This window comes from Microbacterium sp. SL75 (assembly GCF_026625865.1).
GTDB lineage: Bacteria > Actinomycetota > Actinomycetes > Actinomycetales > Microbacteriaceae > Microbacterium.
On the sequence record NZ_CP113067.1, the window covers coordinates 2240611 to 2266780 of the forward strand.

Annotated in this window: 30 protein-coding genes and 1 tRNA gene; 23 read left to right on the plus strand and 8 right to left on the minus strand. The window is 69.8% G+C overall.

The genetic code is table 11. The features are described 5' to 3' along the window. Window positions 1-4 precede the first annotated feature (4 nt). Window positions 5-1075, plus strand: coding sequence for a spore photoproduct lyase family protein (locus OVA17_RS10475; RefSeq protein ID WP_267786502.1), 1071 nt, complete (start codon window positions 5-7; stop codon window positions 1073-1075). Between the two features lie 3 nt (window positions 1076-1078). Here the strand turns inward: OVA17_RS10475 and OVA17_RS10480 are convergent, their stop codons facing one another. The 3 genes from OVA17_RS10480 to OVA17_RS10490 all read right to left on the minus strand — a co-directional run bounded on the left by OVA17_RS10480 (window position 1079) and on the right by OVA17_RS10490 (window position 2120). Then, window positions 1079-1228, minus strand: coding sequence for a hypothetical protein (locus tag OVA17_RS10480; protein WP_210071997.1), 150 nt, complete (start codon window positions 1226-1228; stop codon window positions 1079-1081). A gap of 171 nt (window positions 1229-1399) precedes the next feature. Further along, on the minus strand, window positions 1400-1741 hold the full coding sequence (locus OVA17_RS10485; protein WP_267786503.1) for a hypothetical protein: 342 nt from the start codon (window positions 1739-1741) through the stop codon (window positions 1400-1402). 1 nt (window position 1742) lies between these two features. Continuing rightward, window positions 1743-2120 carry a hypothetical protein gene (locus OVA17_RS10490; protein ID WP_267786505.1) on the minus strand — a complete coding sequence of 126 codons (378 nt, stop codon included), beginning with the start codon at window positions 2118-2120 and terminating at the stop codon, window positions 1743-1745. 115 nt (window positions 2121-2235) lie between these two features. Between OVA17_RS10490 and OVA17_RS10495 the strand changes: the two genes are divergently transcribed. The 9 genes from OVA17_RS10495 (at window position 2236) to OVA17_RS10535 (ending at window position 7531) form a co-directional block, all read left to right on the plus strand. After that, the gene (locus OVA17_RS10495) at window positions 2236-2790 is read left to right on the plus strand and encodes a MarR family winged helix-turn-helix transcriptional regulator (protein WP_267786506.1); all 555 of its coding nucleotides are present in this window, start codon (window positions 2236-2238) and stop codon (window positions 2788-2790) included. Further along, the gene (locus tag OVA17_RS10500; protein WP_267786507.1) at window positions 2787-2966 is read left to right on the plus strand and encodes a hypothetical protein; all 180 of its coding nucleotides are present in this window, start codon (window positions 2787-2789) and stop codon (window positions 2964-2966) included. Before OVA17_RS10495 ends, OVA17_RS10500 begins: the two co-directional genes overlap by 4 nt. Before the next feature lie 100 nt (window positions 2967-3066). Beyond that, a complete protein-coding gene (locus OVA17_RS10505; protein WP_267786508.1) occupies window positions 3067-3390 on the plus strand; it encodes a hypothetical protein in 324 nt (107 codons plus the stop codon). A gap of 337 nt (window positions 3391-3727) precedes the next feature. After that, a complete protein-coding gene (locus OVA17_RS10510) occupies window positions 3728-4897 on the plus strand; it encodes an RtcB family protein (RefSeq protein WP_267786509.1) in 1170 nt (389 codons plus the stop codon). 158 nt (window positions 4898-5055) lie between these two features. Further along, complete coding sequence (locus OVA17_RS10515; RefSeq protein ID WP_267786510.1) at window positions 5056-5364, plus strand: hypothetical protein; 309 nt, start codon at window positions 5056-5058, stop codon at window positions 5362-5364. 74 nt (window positions 5365-5438) lie between these two features. Further along, complete coding sequence (locus OVA17_RS10520; RefSeq protein WP_267786511.1) at window positions 5439-6662, plus strand: exonuclease domain-containing protein; 1224 nt, start codon at window positions 5439-5441, stop codon at window positions 6660-6662. After that, window positions 6662-7111, plus strand: coding sequence for a hypothetical protein (locus tag OVA17_RS10525; RefSeq protein WP_267786512.1), 450 nt, complete (start codon window positions 6662-6664; stop codon window positions 7109-7111). The genes OVA17_RS10520 and OVA17_RS10525 overlap by 1 nt, the downstream gene beginning before the upstream one ends. An 82-nt stretch (window positions 7112-7193) precedes the next feature. After that, a complete protein-coding gene (locus OVA17_RS10530; protein WP_267786513.1) occupies window positions 7194-7367 on the plus strand; it encodes a hypothetical protein in 174 nt (57 codons plus the stop codon). Between the two features lie 91 nt (window positions 7368-7458). Next, a tRNA-Arg gene (locus OVA17_RS10535) sits at window positions 7459-7531 on the plus strand. Between the two features lie 50 nt (window positions 7532-7581). Here the strand turns inward: OVA17_RS10535 and OVA17_RS10540 are convergent. Then, window positions 7582-7779, minus strand: a complete 198-nt coding sequence (locus OVA17_RS10540; RefSeq protein ID WP_267786514.1) for a DUF2188 domain-containing protein — start codon at window positions 7777-7779, stop codon at window positions 7582-7584. 119 nt (window positions 7780-7898) lie between these two features. Between OVA17_RS10540 and OVA17_RS10545 the strand changes: the two genes are divergently transcribed. From OVA17_RS10545 to OVA17_RS10605, 13 genes are all read left to right on the plus strand, one after another. Continuing rightward, window positions 7899-8153: a DUF6458 family protein gene (locus OVA17_RS10545; RefSeq protein WP_267786515.1), complete on the plus strand. Its 255-nt coding sequence runs from the start codon at window positions 7899-7901 to the stop codon at window positions 8151-8153. Window positions 8154-8184: 31 nt separating this feature from the next. Further along, on the plus strand, window positions 8185-9339 hold the full coding sequence (locus tag OVA17_RS10550; RefSeq protein WP_267786516.1) for a serine/threonine-protein kinase: 1155 nt from the start codon (window positions 8185-8187) through the stop codon (window positions 9337-9339). After that, complete coding sequence (locus OVA17_RS10555; protein ID WP_267786517.1) at window positions 9336-9809, plus strand: hypothetical protein; 474 nt, start codon at window positions 9336-9338, stop codon at window positions 9807-9809. The genes OVA17_RS10550 and OVA17_RS10555 overlap by 4 nt, the downstream gene beginning before the upstream one ends. Before the next feature lie 54 nt (window positions 9810-9863). After that, on the plus strand, window positions 9864-10667 hold the full coding sequence (locus OVA17_RS10560; protein WP_267786518.1) for a transglutaminase-like domain-containing protein: 804 nt from the start codon (window positions 9864-9866) through the stop codon (window positions 10665-10667). Between the two features lie 39 nt (window positions 10668-10706). Continuing rightward, window positions 10707-12371 carry an arginine--tRNA ligase gene (gene argS / locus OVA17_RS10565; protein WP_267786519.1) on the plus strand — a complete coding sequence of 555 codons (1665 nt, stop codon included), beginning with the start codon at window positions 10707-10709 and terminating at the stop codon, window positions 12369-12371. A gap of 3 nt (window positions 12372-12374) precedes the next feature. Continuing rightward, on the plus strand, window positions 12375-13145 hold the full coding sequence (locus OVA17_RS10570; protein WP_267786520.1) for a DUF2993 domain-containing protein: 771 nt from the start codon (window positions 12375-12377) through the stop codon (window positions 13143-13145). A gap of 232 nt (window positions 13146-13377) precedes the next feature. Continuing rightward, complete coding sequence (gene lysA, locus OVA17_RS10575) at window positions 13378-14826, plus strand: diaminopimelate decarboxylase (protein ID WP_267786521.1); 1449 nt, start codon at window positions 13378-13380, stop codon at window positions 14824-14826. After that, window positions 14823-16178: a homoserine dehydrogenase gene (locus tag OVA17_RS10580; protein WP_210071980.1), complete on the plus strand. Its 1356-nt coding sequence runs from the start codon at window positions 14823-14825 to the stop codon at window positions 16176-16178. The genes lysA and OVA17_RS10580 overlap by 4 nt, the downstream gene beginning before the upstream one ends. A gap of 1 nt (window position 16179) precedes the next feature. Beyond that, on the plus strand, window positions 16180-17262 hold the full coding sequence (gene thrC / locus OVA17_RS10585; RefSeq protein ID WP_267786523.1) for a threonine synthase: 1083 nt from the start codon (window positions 16180-16182) through the stop codon (window positions 17260-17262). Next, window positions 17259-18191, plus strand: a complete 933-nt coding sequence (gene thrB, locus OVA17_RS10590; protein WP_267786524.1) for a homoserine kinase — start codon at window positions 17259-17261, stop codon at window positions 18189-18191. The genes thrC and thrB overlap by 4 nt, the downstream gene beginning before the upstream one ends. 153 nt (window positions 18192-18344) lie before the next feature. Further along, window positions 18345-20501 (plus strand): transcription termination factor Rho, encoded by a 2157-nt coding sequence (gene rho / locus OVA17_RS10595; protein ID WP_267786525.1) that lies wholly within the window; start codon window positions 18345-18347, stop codon window positions 20499-20501. 32 nt (window positions 20502-20533) lie between these two features. Then, on the plus strand, window positions 20534-21610 hold the full coding sequence (gene prfA / locus OVA17_RS10600; RefSeq protein ID WP_267789382.1) for a peptide chain release factor 1: 1077 nt from the start codon (window positions 20534-20536) through the stop codon (window positions 21608-21610). Between the two features lie 9 nt (window positions 21611-21619). Beyond that, window positions 21620-22213, plus strand: a complete 594-nt coding sequence (locus tag OVA17_RS10605; protein ID WP_267786526.1) for a GrpB family protein — start codon at window positions 21620-21622, stop codon at window positions 22211-22213. A gap of 97 nt (window positions 22214-22310) precedes the next feature. Here OVA17_RS10605 and OVA17_RS10610 read toward each other — a convergent pair whose 3' ends face one another. The 4 genes from OVA17_RS10610 to cysK all read right to left on the minus strand — a co-directional run bounded on the left by OVA17_RS10610 (window position 22311) and on the right by cysK (window position 26155). Further along, window positions 22311-23708: an amidase gene (locus tag OVA17_RS10610; protein ID WP_267786527.1), complete on the minus strand. Its 1398-nt coding sequence runs from the start codon at window positions 23706-23708 to the stop codon at window positions 22311-22313. A gap of 151 nt (window positions 23709-23859) precedes the next feature. Further along, complete coding sequence (locus OVA17_RS10615) at window positions 23860-24582, minus strand: helix-turn-helix domain-containing protein (RefSeq protein ID WP_267786528.1); 723 nt, start codon at window positions 24580-24582, stop codon at window positions 23860-23862. 63 nt (window positions 24583-24645) lie between these two features. Then, window positions 24646-25215 carry a serine O-acetyltransferase EpsC gene (gene epsC, locus OVA17_RS10620; protein WP_267786531.1) on the minus strand — a complete coding sequence of 190 codons (570 nt, stop codon included), beginning with the start codon at window positions 25213-25215 and terminating at the stop codon, window positions 24646-24648. Window position 25216: 1 nt separating this feature from the next. Then, window positions 25217-26155, minus strand: coding sequence for a cysteine synthase A (gene cysK, locus OVA17_RS10625; protein WP_267786533.1), 939 nt, complete (start codon window positions 26153-26155; stop codon window positions 25217-25219). Between the last annotated feature and the right edge of the window lie 15 nt (window positions 26156-26170).

Below are 26170 nucleotides of genomic sequence, written 5' to 3' on the forward strand. Positions count from 1 at the left end.
GACCATGGCTGTCGAGCGCAAGGATCTGCTGCGCGTCACCCGCATCTACGCGGAGGACGCCGCTCTCGAGCTCGAGCGCGGCCGGGAAATCGTCGCGCGCTGGCCCGAGGCCGACATCGTGCCCATCGCCTCGCACTGGCAGATCCCCGAGGTGCACGGCGACGAGACCAACGTCGCGCGCTGGGTGCGCATCAAGACCGAGGCTCTGGTGCTGGGGGTGAAGAAGAGCGTGACGACGCGGGTGAACGGGCGATCCGCCGACTTCATCGCCCCGTCGCTCTCGAACGGCTGCGCGATGGCGTGCAGTTACTGCTACGTGCCGAGGCGCAAGGGGTACAGCAACCCCATCACGGTCTTCGCGAACGTCGACCAGATCAGCCGGCATCTCGCGCGGCATGTGGCGGCGCGCGGGCCGAAGGCCGAGCCGAATCAATGCGATCCCGATTCCTGGGTCTACGACATCGGCGAGAACGGCGACTGCTCCGTCGACGCGATGATCAGCGACAACGTACGCGACGTCTGTGAGCTCTTCCGCATGACGCCCACCGCGAAGGCGTCTTTCGCGACGAAGTTCGTCAACCGCGACATGCTGGATTGGGACCCGGCGGGGCGGACGCGCATCCGCTTCTCGCTCATGCCCGCGGCCACCGCGAAGGTCACCGACCTGCGCACCTCGCCCATGGCCGCACGGATCGCGGCCATCAACGATTTCGTCGACGCCGGGTACGAGGTGCACGTCAACTTCTCACCCGTCATCCTCACCCCGACGTGGCTGGCCGACTGGGCGGAGCTGTTCGACCAGCTCGACGCCGCCCTCCATGCCCGGGCGAAGGCACAACTCGCATGCGAGGTGATCTTCCTCACTCACAACGAAGGGCTCCACGAGGTCAACCTCGGGTGGCATCCGAAGGGGGAAGAACTCTTGTGGACTCCCGCCGTCCAAGAAGAGAAGACGTCGCAGAACAGGGCCGTGAACGTGCGCTACCGCCATCCGCTCAAGGCGCAAGCGGTGGCCGCTCTGGGCGACCTCATCGCGCTCAAGCTCCCGTATTGCCGGGTGCGGTACGCGTTCTGACGATCAGTCGATGCGGCCGGTGGGCGACCCCTCGGTGGTGGCCGCCTCGTCGGCATCCTGCTGGGCTGCGGCGCCCTCTTCGGGAGACTCGCTTCCCGCCCCGGAGGAGTCGTGGTCGGGAGCGTCGTTCGCGCGTCCGTCGTGATGCGTCATGGTCATCCTCTTCGTCGTCGGTGTGGAGCGACGGTGTCACGGACCACCGTCCGTGTCCAGGGGGTGGACGCTCTCACAGGGGACGAACGCCGAAGCGCTCGGTGAAGTCCGCGCTCGCGGCATCCTCGAAATCGTCTGCTTCGTCGCGAAGCTCGATGTCGCCCACGACGATCACAGGTACGGCGCCAAGGCGCCGGCCGTCAACGCGAGGGCGAGGGTCGTACCGCCCACGCCGGTAGCGGTGAGCACAGTCGCGCGCTCGAACCGGCGACGGCGCGAGACGTTCGCCGGGTGAGTGGTGGAACGCAGCGACGCCTTGGCCGTGTCGAGGGTGTCGTAACGGCCGACCGGTACGCCGTGCGCATCGCGGGAGACGAACCCACCGGCGACCTGGTCGACGCAGCCGAAATACTCGCCGCCGCGGTGAACGACCCAGAAACCGGTGTCGACCTTCGCCCACAGGACGCGGGCCGCCGTCAGGGGAGCAGGGGACGTGGACGTCGGGGTCGTCATGTCAGGCCACCGCGGAAAGGGTACGGCGGGCGGGGGCGCTGGCGCGGACCGTCTGCGGACGCTGTGCACTGTCGCTCGCGGGAATCTCGACCTCGAGGTCGACGACGAGACCGGCCGAGGAGTTGGCCATGTCGGCCATGTTCTTCAGCGCGGTGGAATTGAGGCTCTCGGGCTCAGCGGAGTCGAAGACGAAGCGCAGGGGGATGGCGGGCTGCAGCCACAGGGTGGAGCGGCCGGGGGCGCCGTCTACGTGCGTCCAGCTGAGCGTGAAGCTTTCGCTGCGTCGAAGCTTGGTGGTCGTGACGACCTTGATGTGGGAGAGCAGGCGATCCGGGATCTGGATCGAGTCGGTCGAGGTGCCGTAGAACAGGTGGCCCATGGGGTACTCCCTTCGAAAGCGATTAACTGCACTTAGAACATACTCGGCTAGTAACTAGTTTGTCTAACTATTATTTCCGAGGTATAGTCGCGGGAAGAGCGGGGAGGAGTGTTTCATGACGGACATCGAAACCACGTCCCTTCGTCCCGCGCCCGCGGACGCAGCCGAAGAGGTCACGTACTGGTACGGCGACGAGCCGTCCGATCGGCGCCACCGTAGTAAGGCCGTTCTCGAAGCCCTCCGCATCTATCGCGCGGCCGAGGTCGCGATGCGCCGTCGTACGCGCGACTCGATGTCGATGGGCGAGAACGAACTCCTCGTCCTGCGATATCTGCTGCGCGACGTCAACCGTCAGGTGCGACCCGGGGAGCTCACCCGCTATCTCGGTCTTTCGACCGCCTCCACCACGGCGATCCTCGACCGGCTCGAACGCTCGGGGCACGTTACCCGGGCGGCGAATCCCGACGACCGGCGCAGCATCTTCATCCAGGCCACCCCCCGCGCGCACGCCGAGGTGCGGCAGACGCTCGGCAACATGCACGATCGCATGCTCGCAGCCGTCATCGACATGACGCCCGACGAGTCTGCCGCGGTGGTCGCGTTCCTCCGACGCATGAGTGACGCGGTGGACGGCGTCGCGGTAGAGCACCCGGCGGTCGATTCCCCGTGATCTACGTGCTCGTCGGCGGCCCGCGCGACGGACAGCACGTAGACGACCTTCCTCGCGGCTATCGCCTGTCCCTCAGCGATCCCCAACCCGAACCCTTCGGAGATTTCGACACCGTCTGCGCGGTGTGGTTCGAGTTGGACGAGACCATGTTCCGCTCGCCCCAGCGTCGCGGCTGAGGGTCTATCTCACGCTCGCTCGACGAGCAAGCCACCCTGCGTCGGTCCTCACGACCCGCACAGTAGGCGTATGCGATGCGTGACCTATGCCGGCGAGACCGTGATCACCACTGACGACGTCGCCGCGTCGTTGATCGAGTTGACCGCGGCGGTGGCGAAGGAGGGGCAGTCCGAGGCCGTGAGCATCCCCATCGTCACGGAGGACAAGAAGGTCGCTCAGGCGGAGCTCGTGATCGGGGTCGGAAACGATGTGCTCTCCGCCCCGCTGGACTGGCATGAAGAAGAGCCGGACTTCTCGCACGCGGCCGCCGAGCTCGAGAAGCACCGGCTCTTCCCGCGTCCGCACCTTCGAGCTGTCGAGCCTGTTTCCGACTCCGATGACGAGCTTCTCGATTACGACTTCGATCGGCCGACCGAGGCTTGAGTCGACGGGGTGAGGTTCGCCCCCTCCGCCCACGACCGCCGGGAGCCTTGTCATCGGCTCTCGGCATCCGCTATGGTCTCAAATCCGTGCCACTCGGCACGGTGAGCCGAGGAAAGACGAGACCATGACCGCGATGCGCGATCTCCGTCCGGAGCAGCAGGGCAATTACCTGCCGTTCCTGCTCTCGTCGTACCCTCCGGCGCCGGTCGTCTAGACATCTGTCTCGTTTCGCCCCGCCCCGTCAGGTCGGGGCGTTTCTCTTTCCACCGTGTGGGGGAGTGCCTCGTCCGCAGGCTCGACTCCCCGCGCTTCGGCGCACCACACGAAGGAAGGATCCATGCACAAGCTCACCGAACGGCTGGTGTCGTGGGCGAGCCTGATCGATGACAAGACCATCGAGCAGGCCCGTACCTCGTCCCGGATGCCGTTCATCCACCCCCATCTGGCTCTCATGCCGGACGCCCACCTGGGTCTGGGCGCGACGGTCGGGTCGGTCATCCCGACGCTCGGCGCCATCATGCCCGCGGCCGTCGGCGTCGACATCGGCTGCGGCATGATCGCCGTCAAGACGCAGTTCCACGCCTCCGCCCTCGACGGCTTGGACCTCGCGGAGCTGCGGCAGCAGATCGAGCGTGCCATCCCGCTCTCGGCCGGTCGTGACAACCGCAAGATCGTCGCGACCGCCGAGCCGCGGGTGGCCGAGCTCGAAGAGCTCGCCGACGAGGCCGGGTTCGACCCCGCGTCGTACGCCGGTCACTGGCGGCACCAGCTCGGGTCGCTGGGCAGCGGCAACCACTTCATCGAGATCTCGCTCGACGAGAACGACGACCTGTGGATGTTCCTGCACTCCGGCTCGCGCGGCGTCGGCAACCGCATCGCGCAGCACCACATCAAGGTGGCGCAGCGGCTCGCGAAGCAGTGGTGGATCGAGCTTCCGCACCCCGACCTGGCCTACCTCGTCGAGGGCACGCCGGAGTTCACCCGGTACGTCAGCGAGCTCCGGTGGGCGCAGCATTTCGCCCTGCTCAACCGCGAAGAGATGATGGACCGCGTCGCGAACCAGCTCGGGCGATTCCTCGACGCCCCCGTCGAAGAGCGCGAGCGGATCAACTGCCATCACAACTTCACCCAGTCCGAAAGGCACTTCGGCAAGCAGGTGTGGGTGTCGCGCAAGGGCGCGATCATGGCCGACGCCGGTCGTCCGGGCCTGATCCCGGGGTCGATGGGCACGGCCTCGTACGTCGTCGAGGGTCGGGGCAACCCCGTCGCGCTGAACTCGTCGCCGCACGGCGCGGGTCGTGAATACTCGCGATCGGTCGCCCGCAAGACCTTCACGCGCGAACAGCTGCGCGAAGCGATGGTGGGGATCGAGTACCGAGACACCGACGCGTTCATCGATGAGATCCCGCAGGCCTACAAGTCGATCGACCGGGTCATGGCCGATGCCGCCGACCTCGTCACGGTGCGGCACACGCTGCGCCAGATCGTCAATGTGAAGGGCGACTGAGACGGATGCCATGGCTGCCACGCCGCAGCCATGGCATCCGCCGTTCGGCCGGGGTGGAATACATCGCTCGGGGGATGTGCGGACGGACGTCGTTTCGCGACGATGGAAAGGAGCTCGCGAAGCCGCGCGGGCGGACACTTCCCCCGGAGTGAAGATTCATGACCCCTGATCGTGCCCAGACCATCGACCATCATCCCGACCTCTCCGACCGGAGTGAACGCCAAAGCACGTGCATCCGCCTCGCTCAGGCCCGCCTGGCGGCTTTCGTGGAGAGCACGGCAGACGACGTCGACGAGACCTCGGACGCGGCCGTGACCGCGCTTCGCTCCGCGGTGTCGTCGGGTGCCGACCTCGACCGCATCTCTGCCGAGCTCGAGGTGAGCACCGGTGCGATTCAAGCGATCGTCGACGGCTCGGTGCCGCTGCGCAGTCTGCATCCCGACGACCGGCTCCGGCCCCGCACCTGACGGGCGCAGTTTCGACGCGGTCGATGTCTCCGCCCGGGGGCCACTCGACTCCTGTGCGGGGTTACGCTCTGGGCATGAAGACCGGCGCCGCGGGCGGCTTTGCGACCATCGACTTCGAGACGACGGGCCTCGTCCCCGAACGTGACGATCGTGCGATAGAGGTGTCCGTCGTGCACTCGGACCCGGACGGAACGATCACGGGGCAGTGGGAGACACTGATAAACCCGCGTAGAGATCTGGGTGCACAACGCATTCACAACATCTCCGCTCGCGAGATCATCGCGGCTCCGATTTTCGAGAGGGTCGCCGCCGAGCTGCTGGAGCTGCTGTCGGGTCGAGTGGTCGTCGCCCACAACGCGTCTTTCGACCTTCGATTCCTCAACGCCGAGCTCGATCGGATCGACTACAGGCGAGCCGACGACTTCGTCACGGCATGCACGATGCGCCTCGCCCGCACACATCTCGGCAGCGGCCTTGCCCTCGCGGATTGCTGCGATGCCTTCGGTATACCGCTCGTGGGTGCGCATCGGGCTTCAGCTGATGCGCTGGCCACGGCCCGCCTTCTCGAGGCGTTCATCGCAAGCGGGGGGAGCGAGCAGTGGGATCCGCTTCTCCTGTCAGCCCCGCACCTGACGCCCTTCGACGGTGGGCGCGATGCGTGGCTCGCCCGGGACGAGGTGCCCCCCGTCACCCCCGGTTTCATCGACCGCATCGTGGTGCGGATTCCCGATGTCTCAGAGACCCATGAGCAAGCGGAGTATCTCGCGCTCGTCGAGCGCGCCCTTCTCGATCGCTACCTCTCCGAGCACGAGAAGGATGCCCTCGTCGCTCTCGCTGATCGGTCCGGGATCGGGCGGGACACCGCGCATCGGTTGCACCGCGACTATTTCACCGCGTTGGTCAACGTCGTCTGGGCAGACGGTGTCGTCACGGATGTCGAACGGGCGGACGTCGAGCTCGTCGGCGCTCTGCTCGACATCGATGACGAGATGGTGTCCCGTCTTCTTCTCGCGCCGCCCACGCGTTTGACGTCACCTCCGACGGTCGTCCTCCAGGAGTTCCTTCTCGCGCCCGGCGACGAGATCGTGCTCACCGGCGAGATGTCGCGTTCGAGGTCCGAGTGGGAGCGGGATCTTCGTTCAGCCGGCTTCGTGCCCAAACCCGCCGTGACCAAGAGAACAGCCATTCTCGTAGCCGCGGACCCCGACTCGCTGTCGGGCAAGGCGCGCAAGGCGCGGGACTACGGCGTCCCCGTCGTCGGAGAAGGCTGGCTGCGCGACCTGCTGGCGAGTGTCTGATGGGCGAGCGCAGGTTCGAATGGGGCGGTCTCAGCGCCGACCGCGGTGACTACGTGACCGCGGCCGAAGCACTGGCCATGCTCGAGGTGCTCGTCATCGCCCAGGCCGACCTCGATGTCACGACCGAGCTGCGTGACGGTGCCGCCTGGGCGCGGTTCTCGCGCGGAAAGCGCTGGGCCGTCGTGTCGACGCCCGGCTCGCGGTGGTTCTCGGTGGAGACCGACACGGGCCACCGCCTGCAGATCGTCGACGCCAACACCTCCAAAGACCAGAGCGCTCAGCTGCTCGCCGTCCACGTCGACGTCGCCGAGGCGTACGTCCGCGGCGAGGCCGAGCCGGTGCGAAGCGGAGGACTCGGCGGTTCGGTGCTCGCGGTGGACGTGAACGGTCGACAGGTGCTGCTGACGCAGTCCGTCGGGCGTCGCGTGCGCGGTCTGTTCGGTCGCTAGGCCCGGCGGACGCTTCGGTCAAGCCGGTGTTCCCCGTCGGCACTCTTGACAGGCTGGAGAGGTACGCGACGAAGGGAATCCCATGAGCGACCCGCAGAACTCCGCACCGGCCGACGATGCCGCCGACCTCGGCGACGACCCCACGGTCAAGCCGAGCCAGGAGAACGACGTCGACGAGGAAGCCAAGGCTCCCTCCAAGGACGACCCGAATGCCGACCACCAGGCGACGGGCATCGGAGTCGTCGGCGACGAATGATCCGGATGCCGCGGGGCGGGCGTCGCGACAAGCCGACGGCCGCTCCGCGGGTCAGGCTCGACCGCTCCACGGTGCTAATCTTGACCGGTCCGCCTCCGTAGCTCAGGGGATAGAGCGTTGGTTTCCGGTACCAAAGGTCGCTGGTTCGATTCCAGTCGGGGGCACATCGAGAAGGCCGCGATCGTTACGATCGCGGCCTTCGGTCTTGCCGGGGTCAGTCCTCGTCGGTGACGGACCCGGTGGGCTCGGCGTCTTCGACGATGTGCCGCGAACCGAGTTCGTCCGCGACGGTGCGTCCCTGGTCCACGGCTTCCTCGCGGCTGGAGAAGCTCGCCGAGAGCTCGGGCCGGCCCTCGACCGCGTTCTCCCACTGGCCTCGGTTCAATCGGGTGGTCACGTCGTTCTGGCTCATGGCATCCATGTCACACCCGGGTCGGGGGCACCGCCCCCGTCTTGACAGGCGTTGTCAAGACCGTCACGGGGTTCCGCAGGGTGCTGCGATGCTGAGGAGACCTTCGAAAGGGGTCTGTCATGAGTGTCGGAGCCGGTATCGCGCTGTTCGTCGTCGGTGCCATCCTCGCCTTCGCGGTCAACCTCCCCAACGACTTCGTCGATCTCACCACGATCGGCTACATCATGATGGGCGCGGGCGTCGTCGTCTTCCTCATCGGGGTCGTGATGCTGGTTCGTCGTCGCCAAACCGATACGGTCACCCGTACCGAAGGAGCGGGGGCGGCGCAGGTCACGCGCTCGAGCACGCGCTCCTCGAACGACGACCTCGTCTGAGCCCCGCGGGGTCGATCCCCGGAGAGCTGATATGACCGAACCCACCCCCACCGTCGCATACGACCCTGCCGTCGACGACCTGTTCGACGGGCGCTATCGCCTCGGGCGCGTCCTCGGCCAGGGCGGTTACGCGCGTGTCTACGAAGCCGTCGACACCGCTCTCGAACGCACCCTCGCCCTCAAGGTGATCGACGGCGACGGCGCTGACCCCTCCGACGTGGCGCGCGTGCGCTCCGAGATCCGGCTGCTCGCGTCCCTGTCGCACCCCTCCCTGGTCACGCTGTACGACGCCAAGCTCGACGCGCAGCCGGCCTACCTGGCCATGGAACTCATCGCCGGACCGACCCTCACCGATCGCATAGCGCGCGGAGCGCTTCCGGGGCCCGATGTCGCCCGCATCGGTCGCGAGATCGCCGAGGCGTTCGCCGTCATCCACGGTCGCGGCATCGTCCATCGCGATGTGAAGCCCTCGAACATCCTCATCCGACCCGCCGCCCACGCCGGCGAGAGCCCGCGCGCGACCCTCGCCGACTTCGGTATCGCCTCGCTCGTCGGGGCGACACGCGTCACCCGAGCCGACACGGTCATCGGCACCGCGGCGTACCTCAGCCCCGAGCAAGCGCGGGGGATGCCCGCCGGCCCCGCGAGCGACGTCTACGCGCTCGGACTCGTCCTGCTCGAGGCGCTGACCGGCTCCCGCCCCTTCGGGTCCCGCACCCCGCACGAGGCCCTCGCCGCCCGTCTCGTCGCGGCTCCCGAGATCCCCGCGCAGATCCCGCCCGCGTGGCGTGGAGTTCTCGAGCGGATGACCGCGATCGAGCCGAACGAGAGACCGGATGCCACGGGCCTCATCTCCGAGCTCGGCACCCTCTCGGGGGTGACGGTGCCCGTATCGGCCCCGGCGAAGCCGGCCTCGCCTCTTTCGACGGCCGCCCTTGCCGGCAGCACCGGCCCCACGCGCGTCTTCGAGCCGTCCGTGAACCCGACTCGGCGGCGGGCCGAGACAAAGCCCTCGCCTCGCGCGCTCGTCATCGGCGCCGTCGTTGCGGTTCTCCTGGCCGCCGGAGGCGTCGGCATCGCCGCAGCTGTCGGTTCCGCGGGCGGGGCCGACGAGCCCGCTCTGCCGTCGCTTCCCCAGCCCCTCGACCAGCACATGGACGACCTCTGGAAGCAGGTGGGTCCGTGATCCGCCGCGCCGCCCCTGCCGCGGGCCTCTTCCTCGCCGCGGCCATCGTCCTCACGGCGTGCACCCCGCCGGCTGCGACCCCCACGGCCTGGCAGCAGAACGTGCAGACCGTGGCCGATCAGGCCTCTGGTGGCGACTACGCCTCGGCTCTCGCGAGCCTGGATGCTCTCGAGGCCGACGTGGTCGCCCGCCGTGACTCCGGCGAGATCTCCGCGGACGAAGCCGACGGCATCCTGAGTCGGATCGCCACCGTCCGAGCCGACCTGACCTCTCTCGTGCCGACGCCGACGCCGACGCCCACAACGGATCCCGCGCCCACACAGTCGTCGGACACGGTCGTCGACGACGGTGGTGATGAGCCCGCCCAGCCGGCTCCGAATGACAAGAGTCCCGGCGGAAAAGACGACAAGGGACCGGGCAACGGCAATGGCAATGGCAACGGCAAAGGCCCCGGCAAGAAAGACGGCTGAGCCGCTTCGCCCGGGTCGCGCCGAGGGGGTCGGAACGCGTGCGAGGATTGCCCGGTGCCGCGCCGCGTGACCGCAGAACTCGACCTCGATCTCGGGGCCTCCGTCGACCTCATCTTCCAGATCACCGCCGCGCAGGGAGCACCCCTGGCGAGCGAGAATCTGACATTCGCACAGGGAGACCGTCTCTACGCACCGACCGAGCTCGTCGAACCGTCCGGCAGTCGACTCCATCGGCTCACCGCCGACCAGGGGCCCCTCTCGGTGCGCTACGAAGCGCTCGTCTCGGGTGCGGCCCAGAGTCCCCGCACGAGCGATCTCGAGACCATCGGCTATCTGCGGCCAAGCCGCTACTGCCAGTCCGACGAGGTGTTCGCCCAGGCGCGGCGTCAGTTCCGCGGTCTGTCGGGGCGCGAGCTCCTGGCCGCGGTGTCGGACTTCGTGGCATCCACCGTCACGTACACGCCCGGGCTCAGCATGGGCACCGACAGTGCCGTGACGACCCTCTCGACCGGTCAGGGCGTGTGCCGCGATTACGCGCACGTCGTGATCGCCCTCCTGCGCGCGATGGACATGCCCGCCCGGTACGCGGCGTGCTTCGCCCCCGGGCTCGACCCGATGGACTTCCACGCCGTCGCCGAGGCGTACCTCGACGGGCACTGGTACGTCGTCGACGCCACGCGCCTCGCCGATCGTCGCTCGCTCGTGCGGATCGCCACGGGACGCGACGCGGCCGACTGCGCCTTCCTCAGCTTCCACGGCGGATACGTGGGGCTCGAGCGGATGCGCGTGGATGCCGTGCTCGAAGACGCCCCCGCTGCGGAGCCCGACGACCACGAGACCCTGGTGCGGATCGCCTGACGCGGCCTCCCAGGCGTCGCGCCCTAGACTTGTCGGGTTATGGATCCCGCAGCCCTCTCCGCCGCCCTGCTCGCTGTCATCGCCCCGCTCGCCGAGGCGCGACGAGAGGGTTCCTCGGCCGGGATCACGGCCGCCGACCTGCCGCTTGAACGGCCCAAGAACCGCGATCACGGTGACTGGGCGTCCAACGCCGCCCTGAAGCTCTCGAAGGTCATCGTGGCCAACCCCCGTGAGTTCGCGGCAGAGATCGCCGCCGGCCTCGAGTCCGTCGACGGCATCGCGAGCGTCGAGGTCGCCGGCCCCGGATTCATCAACATCCGGCTGGACGCCGCGGCCGCCGGTGCGCTGGCCCGCACGATCGTCGAGCAGGGCGCCGCGTTCGGCTCGAACGACAGCCAGAGCGGCAACACGATCAATCTCGAGTTCGTCAGCGCCAATCCGACCGGTCCCTTGCACATCGGCCACACCCGCTGGGCAGCCCTGGGCGACGCAATCGCCCGCGTGCTCCTCGCGAGCGGGGCAACCCTGGTGCGCGAGTTCTACATCAACGACGCCGGTGCCCAGATGGAGCGATTCGGCCGCTCGGTGGTCGCCGCCATCGCCGGCGAGCCGACACCCGAAGACGGCTACGGCGGCGCCTACATCGCCGCTCTCGCCGAGCGCGTGCAGGCCGCCCGCACCGACATCCTCGAGCTCGACCGCGCCGAGCAAGTCTCGGTCGCCACCGAGCTCGCATACGGCTTCCAGCTCGGCGAGATCCAGGCCTCGCTCGCGCGCTTCAACGTGCACTTCGACGTCTGGTTCTCGGAGCGCGACCTGCACGCCCGCATCGAGGGCCAGCCGAGCCTCGTCGACGAGGCTGTCGACCGCCTGCGCGAGCAGGGCCACGTTTTCGACGAGGACGACGCCGTGTGGGTGCGCACGACCGACTTCGGCGACGACAAGAACCGCGTCATCCGTCGCTCGAACGGCGAGTACACCTACTTCGCCGCCGACGCCGCCTACTACCTCAACAAGGGCGACCGCGGGTTCGCTCACAAGATCTACCTGCTCGGCGCCGACCACCACGGCTACGTGCACCGCCTCAAGGCGCTCGCCGGAGCCGCGGGCGACGACCCCGAGAAGGACATCGAGTTGCTCATCGGGCAGCTCGTCTCGATCAACGGGGCACGCCTGTCCAAGCGGGCGGGCAACATCGTCGAGCTCGACGACCTGCAGGCGTGGCTCGGAACCGACGCCCTGCGCTACTCGCTCGCGCGTTACCCGGCCGACTCGCCGCTGACGCTCGACCCCGAGATCCTGCAGAAGCGCACGAACGACAACCCGGTCTTCTACGTGCAGTACGCCCACGCGCGCACGCACAATGTCGCGCGCAACGCCGCGGACTCCGGCGTCGACCGCTCAGAGTTCGCCCCCGAGCTGCTCGACCACGAGACCGAGTCGGCGCTCCTGGGCGCACTGCAGGAGTACCCGCGCATCGTCGCGTACGCCGCCGAGGTGCGCGAGCCGCACCGCGTCGCGCGTTACCTCGAGGAGCTCGCGGGGCTGTACCACCGCTGGTACGACAACTGCCGCGTCATCCCGCTCGGCGAAGCCCCCGTCGAGTCCGTGCACCGCACGCGCCTGTGGCTGAACGACGCCACCGGCCAGGTGCTGCGAAACGGCCTCGACCTGCTCGGCGTCAGCGCTCCGGAGCGGATGTAGAGCATGACGGATGCCACGGCCCCCCGCCGCCGCACCGTTCGCTGGGTCGCCGTCCTCGTGGTTGTCGTCGTCCTGCTCGCCGGGGCGGTCGTGGCAGCGGAGTTCATCGCCCGCTCGGTCGTGACCAGCACCGTGCGCTCGCTCGTCGTGAAGAACGTCGGCCTGCCCGACGATCAGAATGTCGACGTGTCGGTGTCGGGTCTGGTCCTGCCGCAGCTGCTGGGCGGACGCCTCGACGAGGTCGCCGTGTCGTCGAACGACGTGACCCTCGGTCCCATCACCGGCGACGTCCGCGTCGACCTGCGCGGGGTCCCCGTCTCGGGCGATGCCGCGGCGGACGGCGGGGTGGCCTCGGTGCGACTCGACCAGGATCACCTCAAGACTCTGCTCGCCGAGGTTCCGGACCTCCCGGCGAGTACCGTCACCATGGCCGCCCCCGACGTGAATCTCGAGACCTCGCTCTCGCTCTTCGGCATCGCGATCCCGGTCGGCGTCGGGGTCACCCCCGGTGCCGCCGAAGGCGATCTGACGTTGACCCCGTCGTCGTTCCAGGTGGGCGGCAACGCGATCGATGCCGACACTCTCCGCGGCCAGTTCGGCGGCGTGGCCGATTCCTTGCTCAAGACGACGAGCCTCTGCATCGCCGACCGCCTCCCGCGGGGGCTCACCCTGACCTCGGCCACCGTCCAGGGGCAGGATCTCGTGGCGACGTTCGACGTGGCCGGCGGCATCCTGAACGATCCCGCCCTGCAGAGCGACGGCGCCTGCGGCTGACCGCCCGGCTCGACACGGAGCATCGCCCCGGACGTCCGCGCGTGCGTTCCTCCCGGTCGCGTGCCGCGACGCCCGCGCCCCCTCGGAATCGAGACAGCAGGGGCGGTCGTGGGAAAAGGGCGGCATACGTCGTGCCCTAGACTGCAAGGACTGCCCGCCGCGTGACTCTCCGCGCGGGTGGGAGCCGTGATCCGCGGCCGTCGCGTCGCCGCAAAACCCGATTGGTCCCCCTGTGTCCGCCTCGCTTTCCGCGCTCGTGCCCGCCTGGCTCACCGCCCCGGCCGAAGCGAACGAGCTCGTCTCCTCCGTCTGGCCCGCCTCGGCGCACCGCGTCGCCGACGGCTCCGTCGAGGTCGGCGGGGTCTCGGTCTTCGACCTCCGCGACCGCTTCGGAACGCCGCTCTACGTTCTCGACGAGCACGAGGTGCGTGCTCACGCTCGTCGTGCTCGCTCCGCCTTCGATTCCGCGGCCGCACGCCACGGCATCCGGGCTCGTGTCTACTACGCCGGCAAGGCCTTCCTCTCTGCCGAGGTCGTGCGCTGGGTCGTCGCCGAGGGCCTCTCGGTCGATGTCTGCACCCGCGGGGAGCTCGAGGTCGCCCTCGCCGGGGGCGCCGAGCCCGCGCGCCTGGGCTTTCACGGCAACAACAAGAGCGTGAGCGAGCTCGAGCGCGCCGTCGAGGTCGGCATCGGTTCGGTCGTGGTCGACAGCCCGATCGAGATCGAGCGTCTCGCCGCGATCGCCGCGCGGCGCGGCGCCGTGCAGTCGGTGCTCGTGCGCGTGCGCACGGGCGTGCACGCCGAGACCCACGCGTTCCTGGCCACGGCCCACGAAGACCAGAAGTTCGGCTTCTCGCTCGAGGGGGCGGCCGAGGCCGTCGCCCGCATCCGCGAGCTGTCGAGTCTGCGGTTCGTGGGGCTGCACGCGCACATCGGTTCGCAGATCTTCGACTCCTCCGGTTTCCGGGAGTCGGCCGCGCGTCTGGTCGACCTGCACGCCGATCTGCTGGCCGGGGGAGAGATCCCCCTTCTCAACGTCGGCGGCGGCTTCGGCATCTCCTACACCTCGGTCGACGACCCGAAGCCCATCGAAGAGATCGCCGACGGCATCGTCGATGCCATCGCCGACGAGTGCGCGGTGCGCGGCATCCCGATGCCCGATGTCGCCACCGAACCGGGTCGCGTCATCGTCGGTCAGGCCGGCATCACGCTCTACGAGGTGGGCACGGTCAAGACCGTGACCGCGGGGGAGGACCTCGACCGCACCTACGTCAGCGTCGACGGCGGTATGAGCGACAACGCCCGCCCCGCGCTGTACGGCGCCGATTTCTCGGCGCGCCTCGTCTCGCGCACGAGTTCCGCGACCCCGGCGCTCTCGCGCGTCGTCGGCCGCCACTGCGAGTCCGGGGACATCGTGGTGGATGCCGAGTACCTTCCGGCCGATGTGACCCCGGGCGATCTGCTCGCGGTGCCCGCCACCGGCGCCTACTGCTTCTCTCTCGCGAGCAATTACAACTACACGCCGCGCCCGCCGGTCGTCGCGGTCCGTGACGGTCAGGCTCGCGTGATCGTGCGCGGCGAGAGCATCGACGACCTGCTCTCGCGCGACGCCGCCATCCCGGCATCCGATTCATCCTTCTCACGCGGCACGACCGCATCACCCCACGGAGACACCGAATGACCGACTACCGCACGCTCCGCGTGGCGCTTCTCGGCGCCGGCGCCGTCGGCTCGCAGGTCGCCGACCTGCTGCTCAAGCACGGCGACGAGCTCGCCGATCGCGCGGGCGCCAAGCTCGAACTCGCCGGCATCGCCGTGCGCAACCTCGACGCGAAGCGCGACGTCGACCTCCCGCAGGAGCTCTACACCACCGACGCCGAGACCCTCATCGTGGGCTCCGACATCGTCATCGAGCTGATGGGCGGGATCGAGCCCGCCCGCACCCAGGTGCTGCACGCGATCGCCTCGGGCGCCGACGTCGTCACCGCGAACAAGGCGCTGCTGGCCACGCACGGCTCCGAGGTCTTCGAGGCCGCCGACCAGGTCGGCGCCGAGGTGTACTACGAGGCCGCCGCAGCCGGTGCCATCCCGATCATCCGGCCGCTGCGCGACTCGCTCGCCGGCGACCGCGTCGTGCGCATCATGGGCATCGTCAACGGCACGACGAACTACATCCTCGACCGCATGGACACCGAGGGCGCCGACTTCGCCGACGTCCTCGCCCAGGCACAGGCCCTCGGGTACGCCGAGGCCGACCCCACCGCCGACGTCGAGGGCTACGACGCCGCGCAGAAGGCGGCGATCCTCGCGAGCCTCGCGTTCCACACGACCGTGCCCCTCGACGCCGTCCACCGCGAGGGCATCACCTCGGTCGACGCCGCGATGATCGAGTCGGCGCGTCACGCCGGGTACGTCATCAAGCTTCTCGCGGTGTGCGAGCGCCTGGCCGCCGGTGTCGACGGCACCGAGTCGATCTCGGTGCGCGTGTACCCGGCCCTGGTCGAGCGCACTCATCCCCTCGCGAGCGTGCACGGTGCGAACAACGCCGTCTTCGTGCAGGCCGAGGCCGCGGGCGATCTCATGTTCTACGGTGCCGGCGCCGGTGGCGTGCAGACCGCTTCGGCCGTGCTCGGCGACGTCGTGTCGGCCGCCCGCCGTCATATCGCCGGCGGTGTGGGCGTGGGCGAGTCGACCCGCGCGAACCTCCCGGCCGTGCCGATCGGGCACGTCATCACGCGCTACCAGATCACGCTCGAGGTCGACGATCAGCCGGGCGTCCTCGCGACGGTCGCCGGGATCCTCAGCGAGGGGCGCGTGTCGATCGCAACCGTCGAGCAGACGGTCATCGACTCGTCTCCGGATGCCGCAGACTCGGGCGCTTCGACAGGCTCAGCGACCGGAGCGGGATCCGCCCGCCTGGTCATCGGAACACACAAGGCCCGCGAGCAGGATTTGAGCGAGACCGTCGAGCGTCTCGCCGCGAGCGGCGTCGTCGAGCGCGTGGTCTCCGTGCTGCGTGTGGAAGGGAACTGACATGGCACACCTCTGGGGCGGAGTCCTCCGCGAATACGCCGATCGTCTGGGTGTCACCGACGCCTCCACCGTCGTCACCCTCGGCGAGGGCGGTACGCCGCTGCTGCCGGCACCCGCGCTGTCACGTCGTACGGGCGCCGACGTCTGGGTCAAGTACGAGGGAATGAACCCCACCGGGTCGTTCAAAGACCGCGGCATGACGGTGGCGCTCTCGCGTGCGGTCGAGCACGGCGCCAAGGCCGTCATCTGCGCCTCGACCGGCAACACCTCGGCTTCGGCGGCGGCGTACGCCGCGCACGCCGGCATCACCGCCGCGGTGCTCGTGCCCGAGGGCAAGATCGCCATGGGCAAGCTCAGCCAGGCCGTCGCCCACAACGGCCGGCTCATCCAGATCCGGGGCAACTTCGACGACTGCCTCGAGATCGCGCGCGAGCTCGCCGACCACTACCCGGTGCACCTGGTCAACTCGGTCAACCCCGACCGCATCGAGGGGCAGAAGACGGCGGCCTACGAGGTCGTCGAGGTCCTCGGCGACGCTCCCGACTTCCACTTCATCCCGGTCGGCAACGCCGGCAACTACACCGCGTACTCGCGCGGCTATCGCGAAGAGGCCGCCCGCGGCGTCGCCACCCGCGTGCCGCGCATGTTCGGCTTCCAGGCCGCCGGCTCCGCACCTCTCGTGCGCGGCGAGGTCGTCAGGCAGCCCGAGACCATCGCCAGCGCGATTCGCATCGGAAACCCCGCGTCCTGGGAGCTTGCCCTCGAGGCACGCGACGCCACCGACGGCTACTTCGGCGCGATCGACGACGCCGGCATCCTCGAGGCGCAGAAGATCCTCGCCGGCGAGGTGGGCATCTTCGTCGAGCCGGCCTCCGCGATCAGCGTCGCGGGTCTGCTCGAACGTGCCGAGGCCGGGGTCATCCCGGCCGGCGCCAAGGTCGTCCTCACCGTCACCGGTCACGGCCTGAAGGACCCCCAGTGGGCCCTGCGCCGCGCCGACGGCACGGACGTCTCGCCCACGGTCGTTGACGCCGCCACCTCGGAGGTCGCCTCCGTGCTCGACCTGCAGCCGGTGACCGCGTGAGCCCAGGCCCCGGTCGTCGGGTCGCCGTTCGCGTTCCCGCCACCAGCGCGAACCTCGGGCCCGGCTTCGACACCCTCGGCCTCGCCCTGAGCGTGTACGACGAGCTCGTCGTCGAGCAGCTCGATGCGGACCGCCTCGAGATCGAGGTGGAGGGGGAGGGCGCGATTGACGTCCCCCGCGACGCCTCGCACCTCGTGGTGCGCGCGATGGCGCACACGTACGCCTCGGTCGGTCGTTCCCTTCCGGGACTGCGGCTGACGGCGCACAACGTCATTCCGCACGGGCGCGGCATGGGATCGTCCGGGGCCGCCGTGGTCGCGGGCATCCTGGCCGCGAAGGGTCTGCTCGAGGGAGAGGTCGCCTTCAGCGACGTCGACCTGCTGCGCCTCGCCACCGAGATGGAGGGGCACCCCGACAACGTGGCACCGGGTCTCTTCGGCGGACTCACGATCGCGTGGATGGATGCCGAGGGCCCCCAGCACAAGCAGCTCATCGTGCACCGTGGCGTGTCGCCGCTCGTCTTCGTGCCGAGCTTCACGATGTCGACCGCCGTGGCGCGGAGCCTGCAGCCGCTGCAGGTGCCGCGCGAGGACGCGGTGTTCAACGTCTCGCGCTCGGCCCTTCTGATCGCGGCGATGACGCAGAGCCCCGAACTGCTGATGGCAGCGACCGAAGACAAGCTGCACCAGAACTATCGCGCGCAGGCCATGCCCGAGACCGACCGTCTCGTGCGGGCGCTCCGCGCCGAGGGCTACGCCGCCGTCGTTTCGGGCGCCGGGCCCAGCGTGCTCGTGCTCGCCGACGGCCCGGGGCAGCGACTTGCAGCCGCAGATCTTATGGCATCCGTCGTCGACACCCCGTGGCAGGCCCTCATGCTCGCCGTCGACGTCAAGGGTGGTACAGTGAAAAACGCAGAGGGTTCCGCGTAACTTCGCGAATCTGAGCCTCTGCACCACCTGCGAAATCCGCAACACATCGCGAACCCGGTATCGGCTGCAGTCTCCCGAACCGCTGGTGTCCTTCGTCTGCGTTCTGCATGGCGAAGCGCGATCTGATCACGTTTCATTTTCTGAGGAGCACTCGTGGAGTCCATCTCCGAGACCCAGCCCGTCGACGCGCCCGAGGGCGTCGAGACCGACGAGCAGCCCACCGCTGCCGATCAGGGCACCGACACCGAACAGGCCACCGAGGCCGCTGCGGAGGGCGCTGGCGCCCCCGCTGTCGACGAGCCCGCCGAGGCGGACGCCGCCGCTGCCGACGCGCAGCCCGAGGCGCTGTTCACCGACGACGCGCTCGCCGAGGCGCCTGCCGCCGACGCCGCGCCCGCGGCCGAAGAGGCCCCCGTCGCGGAGGCCCCCGTCGAGGAGGCCGCCCCCGTCGAGAAGCCCGCTCGCGCTCCGCGGAAGCGCGCTCCGCGCCGTGCGAAGAGCGCCACCGCCGAGGAGACGGCCGCCGCTGAGGCCGCCGCCGCCGAAGAGAAGGCTGCCGCGGACGCCGCTGCGGCCGAAGCGCCGGCCGCGGACGAGTCCGCCGACGCCGCCACGCCCGTCACCACGGCGGCCGACGTCGCCGCTGACGCCGAGGCCGTCGCCGAGACCCCCGCCGTCGCCGAGACCCCCGCCGTCGCCGAGACGACCGCCGCCGATGAGGCGAGCGCCACCGAGACCGCGTCCGCTGAGACCGGTTCGACCGACGACGCCGCTGCTTCGGCGACCGACACGGCGTCGGCCGAGGGCGCATCGACCGACGCGTCGGCGCCCGAGAGCGCCGAGCAGGGCGACGAGACGCCGGCCCGCGGCCGCGGCCGCAGCCGCTCGCGCAACCGCAACCGCAACAAGGCCGACGCCGACAAGGGCGAGACGCCGGCACAGCCCTCCGCCGACGAGGCCGAGGCGCCCGAGAAGACCCCGCGCGAGAACGTTCAGCGCGACAACGCTCAGCGCGAGAACGCGCAGAACGGCCAGCAGGCCCAGCAGCAGCAGGGCGGCTCGGCGAACAGCCGCAACCGTCAGCGCAACAAGCGCCGTGGCCAGAGCGTCGCGGGCGACGAGTTCGAGACCGAGATCGGTGAGGACGACGTCCTCGTCCCCATCGCCGGTGTCCTCGACGTGCTCGACAACTACGCCTTCGTCCGCACCACGGGGTACCTGCCCGGCCCGAGCGACGTCTACGTCTCGCTCGGCCAGGTGAAGAAGTACAACCTGCGCAAGGGCGACGCCGTCGTCGGTGCGATCAAGCAGCCCCGCGAGGGCGAGCAGCAGGGGCGCCAGAAGTACAACGCACTCGTGCAGGTCGACTCGATCAACGGTCTGTCGGTTGACGACGCCGCCGCTCGCGTCGAGTTCAACAACCTCACGCCGCTCTACCCCCAGGAGCGCCTGCGCCTGGAGACCGGCCCCGAGAAGCTCACGCAGCGCATCATCGACCTGGTCGCCCCGGTCGGCAAGGGCCAGCGCGGCCTGATCGTCGCCCCGCCCAAGGCCGGTAAGACCATCGTTCTGCAGCAGATCGCCAACGCGATCGCCACGAACAACCCCGAGGTCCACCTCATGGTCGTGCTCGTCGACGAGCGCCCCGAAGAGGTCACCGACATGCAGCGTACGGTGCGCGGCGAGGTCATCGCTTCGACGTTCGACCGCCCGGCCGAAGACCACACCACCGTCGCCGAGCTCGCCATCGAGCGCGCGAAGCGTCTCGTGGAACTCGGCCGCGACGTCGTCGTGCTGCTCGACTCGATCACCCGCCTCGGTCGCGCCTACAACCTCGCCGCTCCCACCTCGGGACGCGTCCTGAGCGGTGGCGTCGACGCCTCGGCGCTGTACCCGCCCAAGCGTTTCTTCGGCGCCGCGCGCAACATCGAGAACGGTGGATCGCTCACCATCCTCGCCACGGCCCTGGTGGAGACCGGCTCCAAGATGGACGACGTCATCTTCGAAGAGTTCAAGGGCACTGGCAACAGCGAGCTGCGCCTGAACCGCCAGCTCGCCGACAAGCGCATCTTCCCGGCCGTCGACGTCAACGCGTCGAGCACCCGCCGTGAAGAGATGCTGCTGTCGAACGACGAGGTCAAGATCACCTGGAAGCTCCGTCGCGCGCTGGCCGGCCTCGAGCCCCAGCAGGCCCTCGAGGTCGTGCTCGGAAAGCTCAAGGAGACCCAGTCGAACGTCGAGTTCCTCGTGCAGATGCAGAAGTCGATCCCGGCGCCCGCGCGCGGCGGTGACGACAACAGCATCCGCTGATCGGGGCGGGAGACGCGATGTCGGAGCCCGCGATGTTCGAGTCGGTCCGCGGACTGCTCGAGGAGCACAAGGCCGTCCAGGAAGAGCTCTCCGACCCGGCCGTGCACGCGGACGCCGCGCGCGCCAAGCGCGTCAACCGGCGTTATGCCGAGTTGTCGCGGATCGTGACGGCGCACGAGGCGTGGGTCTCGGCATCCGATGATCTCGAGGCCGCCCGCGAGCTCGCCCGCGAGGACGAGGCGTTCGCCGACGAGGTGCCGGGTCTCGAGGAGCGGGTCGCCGAGACGCAGGAGCGTCTGCGACGTCTGCTCATCCCGCGCGACCCCGACGACGCCCGCGACGTCATCATGGAGATCAAGGGCGGCGAGGGGGGAGCCGAGAGCGCCCTCTTCGCGGCCGACCTGCTGCGCATGTACCTGCAGTACGCGGCATCCATGGGTTGGAAGACCGAGCTCCTCGAGCGCACGGAGTCCGACCTCGGCGGCTACAAGGACGTGCAGGTCGCGATCAAGGGGTCCTCGAGCGACCCGGCCCAGGGAGTGTGGGCGCACCTGAAGTACGAGGGCGGCGTGCACCGCGTGCAGCGCGTGCCGGCCACCGAGTCGCAGGGGCGCATCCACACCTCCACCACGGGCGTGCTCGTCTTCCCCGAGGTCGACGAGCCCGAAGAGGTCGCGATCGACCCCAACGACCTGAAGATCGACGTCTTCCGCTCGTCGGGCCCCGGTGGTCAGTCCGTCAACACGACAGACTCCGCCGTGCGCATCACCCACGTTCCCACCGGGATCGTCGTGTCGATGCAGAACGAGAAGTCGCAGCTGCAGAACCGCGAGGCCGGCATGCGCGTGCTGCGCGCCCGCCTTCTCGCCAAGCAGCAGGAGGAGCGCGACGCCGTCGCCGCCGATGCGCGCAAGTCGCAGATCCGCGGCATGGATCGCTCCGAGCGCATCCGCACCTACAACTTCCCCGAGAACCGCATCGCCGATCACCGCACCGGGTACAAGGCGTACAACCTCGACCAGGTGATGGACGGCGCCCTCGGCCCGATCATCGAGTCGGCCATCACGGCCGACGAAGAAGCGCGGCTCGCGGCCCTCGCCGACTCCTAAGCTCGGGTGGTGCCCACCGCCGCTCAGATCGTGTCGTTCGACGACACCCCGCCCCCGCCCGGGCTCTCGCCGTGGGTCGGTCCCGCCGAGCAGGTCCGGCAGATCGAGATCGTGGATCCGGATGCCGCGTGGCCCGAGATCTTCGAGGTGCTCCGCTCCCGCATCGTCGGTGCGCTGGGTGACCGCGTCCTCGAGATCGAACACATCGGCTCGACGTCGGTGCCGGGGCTGGCCGCCAAGCCGATCATCGACATCGACCTGACGGTCGCCGACCCCGACGACGAGGACGCCTTCGTCCCTGCCCTCGAGGCGCTCGGATTCGTGCTGCGCGTGCGCGAGCCGTGGTGGCTGGGGCACCGCTGCCTGGTCTCGGCGGAGCCGGCCGCCAACCTGCACGTGTGGCCGCCCGACAGTCCCGAGGCGGCGCGGCACCGCATCTTCCGCGACTGGTTGCGCGCAGACGAGGCCGATCGACAGCGGTATGCCGCGGTCAAGCGCGAGGTCGCGGCCGACGGCTTGATGAGTGAGTACAACGCCCGCAAACAGGGCGTGATCCGCGAGATCTACGCCCGCGCCTTCGCGGCGGCGGGCCTGTTGCCCTGACGGGCGCCAATCCGGGACCGCGACACAGGATCCACGGCCGTGACCCGTCCGCAGAGCGCGGCGCGGGCGGATCTCCTGCGCTGTGCATTGATGGGGGTCAGTCGTCCCAGGCGGGCGGGTGGGGGAGAGGGCCACGGCGCCGCTCGAGCTGCGCGGCGAGCGACAGCAGCGTCGCCTCGCCGCCCGGACGCCCGACGAGCTGGATGGACACGGGGTGGCCGGTGGCGTCCCTGGTCAGCGGCACCGTCAGCGCGGGTAGCCCCGCGACGTTGACGAAGCTCGAATACGGCGCGTACTCCACCTGCATCGCGAACGACCGCTCGGGGCCATGTCCGGCGTAAGCCCCCACGGGTTGCGGCCGCTGCGCCAGCGCGGGAGTGAGCACCGCGTCGAAAGCGGCGAAGTCGGCGATCGTGCGGCGTTCGAACGCGCGCGCCGAGGCCAGACCGCCGAGCAGGTCCAGCGCGGACAGTCGGCGTCCCTCGCGGACGAGCCACGCCGTCAACGGCTCGACGAGCATCATGTCGTCGTCGCTCAACGGGATCCGCGCTGCGCTCGCTCTCCACAGCACGTGGAACAGCGACGCGTAGCCGAAGGGATGCCAGTCGGCATCCGCCACGGCATGTCCGGCGTCGCTGAGCCAGGCGGCGGCCGTGTCGAAGGCGGTGCGGGCGTCGGCGTCGAGCACGATGTCCTCGTCGTCGTCCCACGGTGACACGGTCGTGATCCCCACGCGCAACGCTCCCGGTCGCCGCCGGGCGGCCTCGACGAACGGTCCCGTGCCGGGCGCCGCCGTGGCGTACGTGAACGGCGCGAGGCCGACGAGCGCGTCGAGCAGCAGCCCGGCGTCCTCTGCCGAGCGGGCGATCGGTCCGGTCACCGACAGGCCGTCCGGGGAGTCGAAGCCGGATCCGATCGGTAGCCGCCCCCGCGACGGTTTGAGTCCGACGACACCCACGGTCGCCGAGGGGATGCGGATCGACCCACCGCCATCCGAGCCGACGGCCGCCGGCAAGAGCCCCGCCGCGACGGCGACGGCGGCCCCACCGCTGGATCCGCCCGCCCCGGCCGTGAGGCGCCACGGATCCCGCGCCGGCGCGTGGATCAGCGGCTCGGTGAACCCGGTGAGTCCGAACTCCGACGTGCTCGTCTTTCCCACGTTGATCGCCCCCGCGGCATCCAGCGCTTCGGCAAGGGGATCGGATGCCGTGGGCACGAGGTGCACGCGGGCTCGCGAGCCGTAGCGGGTGGGGACGCCGGCGCGGGCGACGAGGTCCTTGTCGGCGAGCGGCACACCCCACAGGGGACCGGTGGCGGGGTCGAGGGTGGCAGCGCGGCGCAGCGCGGCATCGGGTGTCACCTCGGCGAAAGCGCCCAGGTCGGCCAACCGGGCGATGCGGTCGAGGTAATGGGCCGTGAGCTCGCGCGGGTCGAGCGTGCCGTCGGCGAGGCCTCCGACCTGCGCGACGAGCGACAGGTCGTGCAGGCGGGTCATGTTCCGAGCCTACGACGGCATCGAGCAGCGCGTCTCTCGCCGACGCCACGCACCGATGCGACCCACGTTCACGCAGCGTCCCCGTGGACCTGCCTCGCCAGGCCGCACGGGCCGCCTCGTCGCCGGCCCGGCGCCTGTCCACCGCGGACGGCTATCCGGCGCGCTCCCACGCCGCGCTGTCCTCGTCGAGCTGCTCCAGAATCTCGCGGGGCGTCTGCCCGAGGTGGTGACGAAAAGCCCGATGCAGGTGAGACAGGTCGCTGAACCCCCACTTGGCGGCGAGCTGCGTCATCGTCATCCGCCCGCGCATCGCGCGCAGGTCGTCGGCACACCCCCGCACCCGCACGCGCATGACGGTCTGACCGAAGGTGAGGGGAGCATCCTCGTACAGCTGATGGAGTTTGCGCACCGAGACGGCGAAGTGCCGCGCGATCGCTGACGGTGAAGTGTCCACGAACCGGATGTGCCTCTCCAGATGGCGCGCGATGCTGCGACGCAGTTCCTCGTCCCCGCCGTGTTCATCGCTGACGGATCCGGTCGACGCGGAATGCGAGAGTGCGCGGCTCAGAGACGAGACGGCGACCCCCACGGCATCCGCTTCGCTGTCGGTCATTCTCGACGCCTGCTCCCACGAGGAGCGCAGGGTGTCGGCGACGACCGCTCCGAGCCCGGTCGCGGCGGAGAACGCCCGTGCCGTGGCATCCGCCCGCAAGACGTCGGGGATGTCATGAGCCGGTACGCGGAACGACACCGTCCGCCACGGGTCGAGGTAGTCCAGCGTGAACGCGCGGGTGGCATCCACGATCGAGAACGTCCCCGGACCCGACATGCTGCGTCGGCCGTCCTGCGAGACGACGCAGCGCCCGTCGAGCATCAGGGGTCTGATCGACCCACCCCCGTGCGGGACCGCGGCGATGGCGGACCCGCACGGGGGTGTTCAGATCCAGTACTCGGGCGTCGTCAGCACCGCGCGGGTGTCCTCGCCGGCACGGCGTTGACGCGCTTTGGCGGGGACGCCGACGAGCACGCTGTCGGCCGGGGCATCCGCGGTCACGACGGCGTTGGCGCCGACGGCGCTGCGGGCGCCGATCGTGATCGGCCCGAGGATCTTCGCCCCGGCGCCGACCGCGACACCGTCGTGCAGGGTCGGGTGCCTCTTGCCCCCCTCGCGCTGCCGGCCGCCGAGCGTCACGCCGTGGTACAGCATCACGTCGTCGCCGACCTCGGCCGTCTCGCCGACCACGACACCCATGCCGTGATCGATGAAGAAGCGTCGACCGATCGTGGCGCCGGGGTGGATCTCGACCCCGGTGAGCCACCGGGTCACCTGCGACAGGGCCCGCGCCGGGAAGCGCAGACCCCGTCGCCAGAGCCGGTTCGCGATGCGGTACGCCCACACGGCGTGAAGCCCCGGGTACAGCAGCGCGATCTCGAGGCCGCCGCGCGCCGCGGGATCGCGGAGCTTGGCCGAGGAGATGTCTTCGCGGATGCGGGAGAGGACCCCCACGTCAGTCTTCGCGCAGGTGCTCGTAGAGCGCCGTCGAGAGGTACCGCTCGCCGTAGGAGGGGATGATGACGACGATGTTCTTGCCCGCCGCCTCGGGGCGCCGCGCGACCTCGAGGGCCGCCCAGATCGCCGCACCCGACGACATGCCGACCAGGATGCCGTCTTTCGCAGCCGTCTCACGGGCCAGGCGGATCGCGTCGTCGAACTCGACGTCGATCACCTCGTCGATGATGTCGCGGTCGAGGATCGCGGGCACGAAGTTGGGGCCGATGCCCTGGATCTTGTGGGGACCGGGGTGGCCCTTGGTGAGTACGGGGGAGTCGGCGGGCTCGACGGCGACGACCTTGACCCCGGGCACGCGTTCCTTGAGCACCTGGCCGACGCCGGTGATGGTGCCGCCGGTGCCGATTCCGGCGACGAAGTAGTCGACCTTGCCCTCGGTGTCGCGCAGGATCTCTTCGGCCGTTGTCTTGCGGTGGATCGCGGGGTTCGCCTCGTTCTCGAACTGGCGGGCCCAGACGGCGCCCGGCGTCTCGGCGACGATGCGCTTGGCCTCGTCCACGGCGTGCGACATGCCCTTGGTGGGATCGGTGAGTACGAGCTCGGCGCCGAAGGCCTTGAGCAGGATGCGGCGTTCCTTCGACATCGAGGCCGGCATCGTGAGGATGACCTTGTACCCGCGTGCGGCGCCCACCATGGCGAGGGCGATGCCGGTGTTGCCGCTCGTCGACTCGACGATCGTGCCGCCGGGCTTGAGCTCGCCCGAGGCTTCGGCCGCGTCGATGATGGCGATGCCGAGGCGGTCCTTGACGCTCGAGGCGGGGTTGTAGAACTCGAGCTTGGCGAGGATCTGGCCGCCCGCGCCTTCGGCGACGCGGTTCAGCCGCACGAGCGGCGTGTCGCCGAATGCAGAGGTGATGTCGGAGTGGATGCCGGGCATGGCTCGCCTTTCGCC

Bases quoted from the DNA above. Each gene is read 5' to 3' on its own strand.
- OVA17_RS10570 (WP_267786520.1), top strand. From the start codon at position 12,375: ATGACGGATGCCACGGCCCCCCGCCGCCGCACCGTTCGCTGGGTCGCC.
- OVA17_RS10515 (WP_267786510.1), top strand. From the start codon at position 5,056: ATGACCCCTGATCGTGCCCAGACCATCGACCATCATCCCGACCTCTCC.
- OVA17_RS10510 (WP_267786509.1), top strand. From the start codon at position 3,728: ATGCACAAGCTCACCGAACGGCTGGTGTCGTGGGCGAGCCTGATCGAT.
- OVA17_RS10485 (WP_267786503.1), bottom strand. From the start codon at position 1,741: ATGACGACCCCGACGTCCACGTCCCCTGCTCCCCTGACGGCGGCCCGC.
- prfA (WP_267789382.1), top strand. From the start codon at position 20,534: ATGTTCGAGTCGGTCCGCGGACTGCTCGAGGAGCACAAGGCCGTCCAG.
- OVA17_RS10495 (WP_267786506.1), top strand. From the start codon at position 2,236: ATGACGGACATCGAAACCACGTCCCTTCGTCCCGCGCCCGCGGACGCA.
- argS (WP_267786519.1), top strand. From the start codon at position 10,707: ATGGATCCCGCAGCCCTCTCCGCCGCCCTGCTCGCTGTCATCGCCCCG.
- cysK (WP_267786533.1), bottom strand. From the start codon at position 26,155: ATGCCCGGCATCCACTCCGACATCACCTCTGCATTCGGCGACACGCCG.
- OVA17_RS10615 (WP_267786528.1), bottom strand. From the start codon at position 24,582: ATGCTCGACGGGCGCTGCGTCGTCTCGCAGGACGGCCGACGCAGCATG.
- OVA17_RS10540 (WP_267786514.1), bottom strand. From the start codon at position 7,779: ATGAGCCAGAACGACGTGACCACCCGATTGAACCGAGGCCAGTGGGAG.
- OVA17_RS10480 (WP_210071997.1), bottom strand. From the start codon at position 1,228: ATGACGCATCACGACGGACGCGCGAACGACGCTCCCGACCACGACTCC.
- OVA17_RS10580 (WP_210071980.1), top strand. From the start codon at position 14,823: ATGACCGACTACCGCACGCTCCGCGTGGCGCTTCTCGGCGCCGGCGCC.
- OVA17_RS10475 (WP_267786502.1), top strand. From the start codon at position 5: ATGGCTGTCGAGCGCAAGGATCTGCTGCGCGTCACCCGCATCTACGCG.
- thrC (WP_267786523.1), top strand. From the start codon at position 16,180: ATGGCACACCTCTGGGGCGGAGTCCTCCGCGAATACGCCGATCGTCTG.
- OVA17_RS10530 (WP_267786513.1), top strand. From the start codon at position 7,194: ATGAGCGACCCGCAGAACTCCGCACCGGCCGACGATGCCGCCGACCTC.
- OVA17_RS10610 (WP_267786527.1), bottom strand. From the start codon at position 23,708: ATGACCCGCCTGCACGACCTGTCGCTCGTCGCGCAGGTCGGAGGCCTC.
- OVA17_RS10525 (WP_267786512.1), top strand. From the start codon at position 6,662: ATGGGCGAGCGCAGGTTCGAATGGGGCGGTCTCAGCGCCGACCGCGGT.
- OVA17_RS10545 (WP_267786515.1), top strand. From the start codon at position 7,899: ATGAGTGTCGGAGCCGGTATCGCGCTGTTCGTCGTCGGTGCCATCCTC.
- OVA17_RS10550 (WP_267786516.1), top strand. From the start codon at position 8,185: ATGACCGAACCCACCCCCACCGTCGCATACGACCCTGCCGTCGACGAC.
- OVA17_RS10490 (WP_267786505.1), bottom strand. From the start codon at position 2,120: ATGGGCCACCTGTTCTACGGCACCTCGACCGACTCGATCCAGATCCCG.
- OVA17_RS10520 (WP_267786511.1), top strand. From the start codon at position 5,439: ATGAAGACCGGCGCCGCGGGCGGCTTTGCGACCATCGACTTCGAGACG.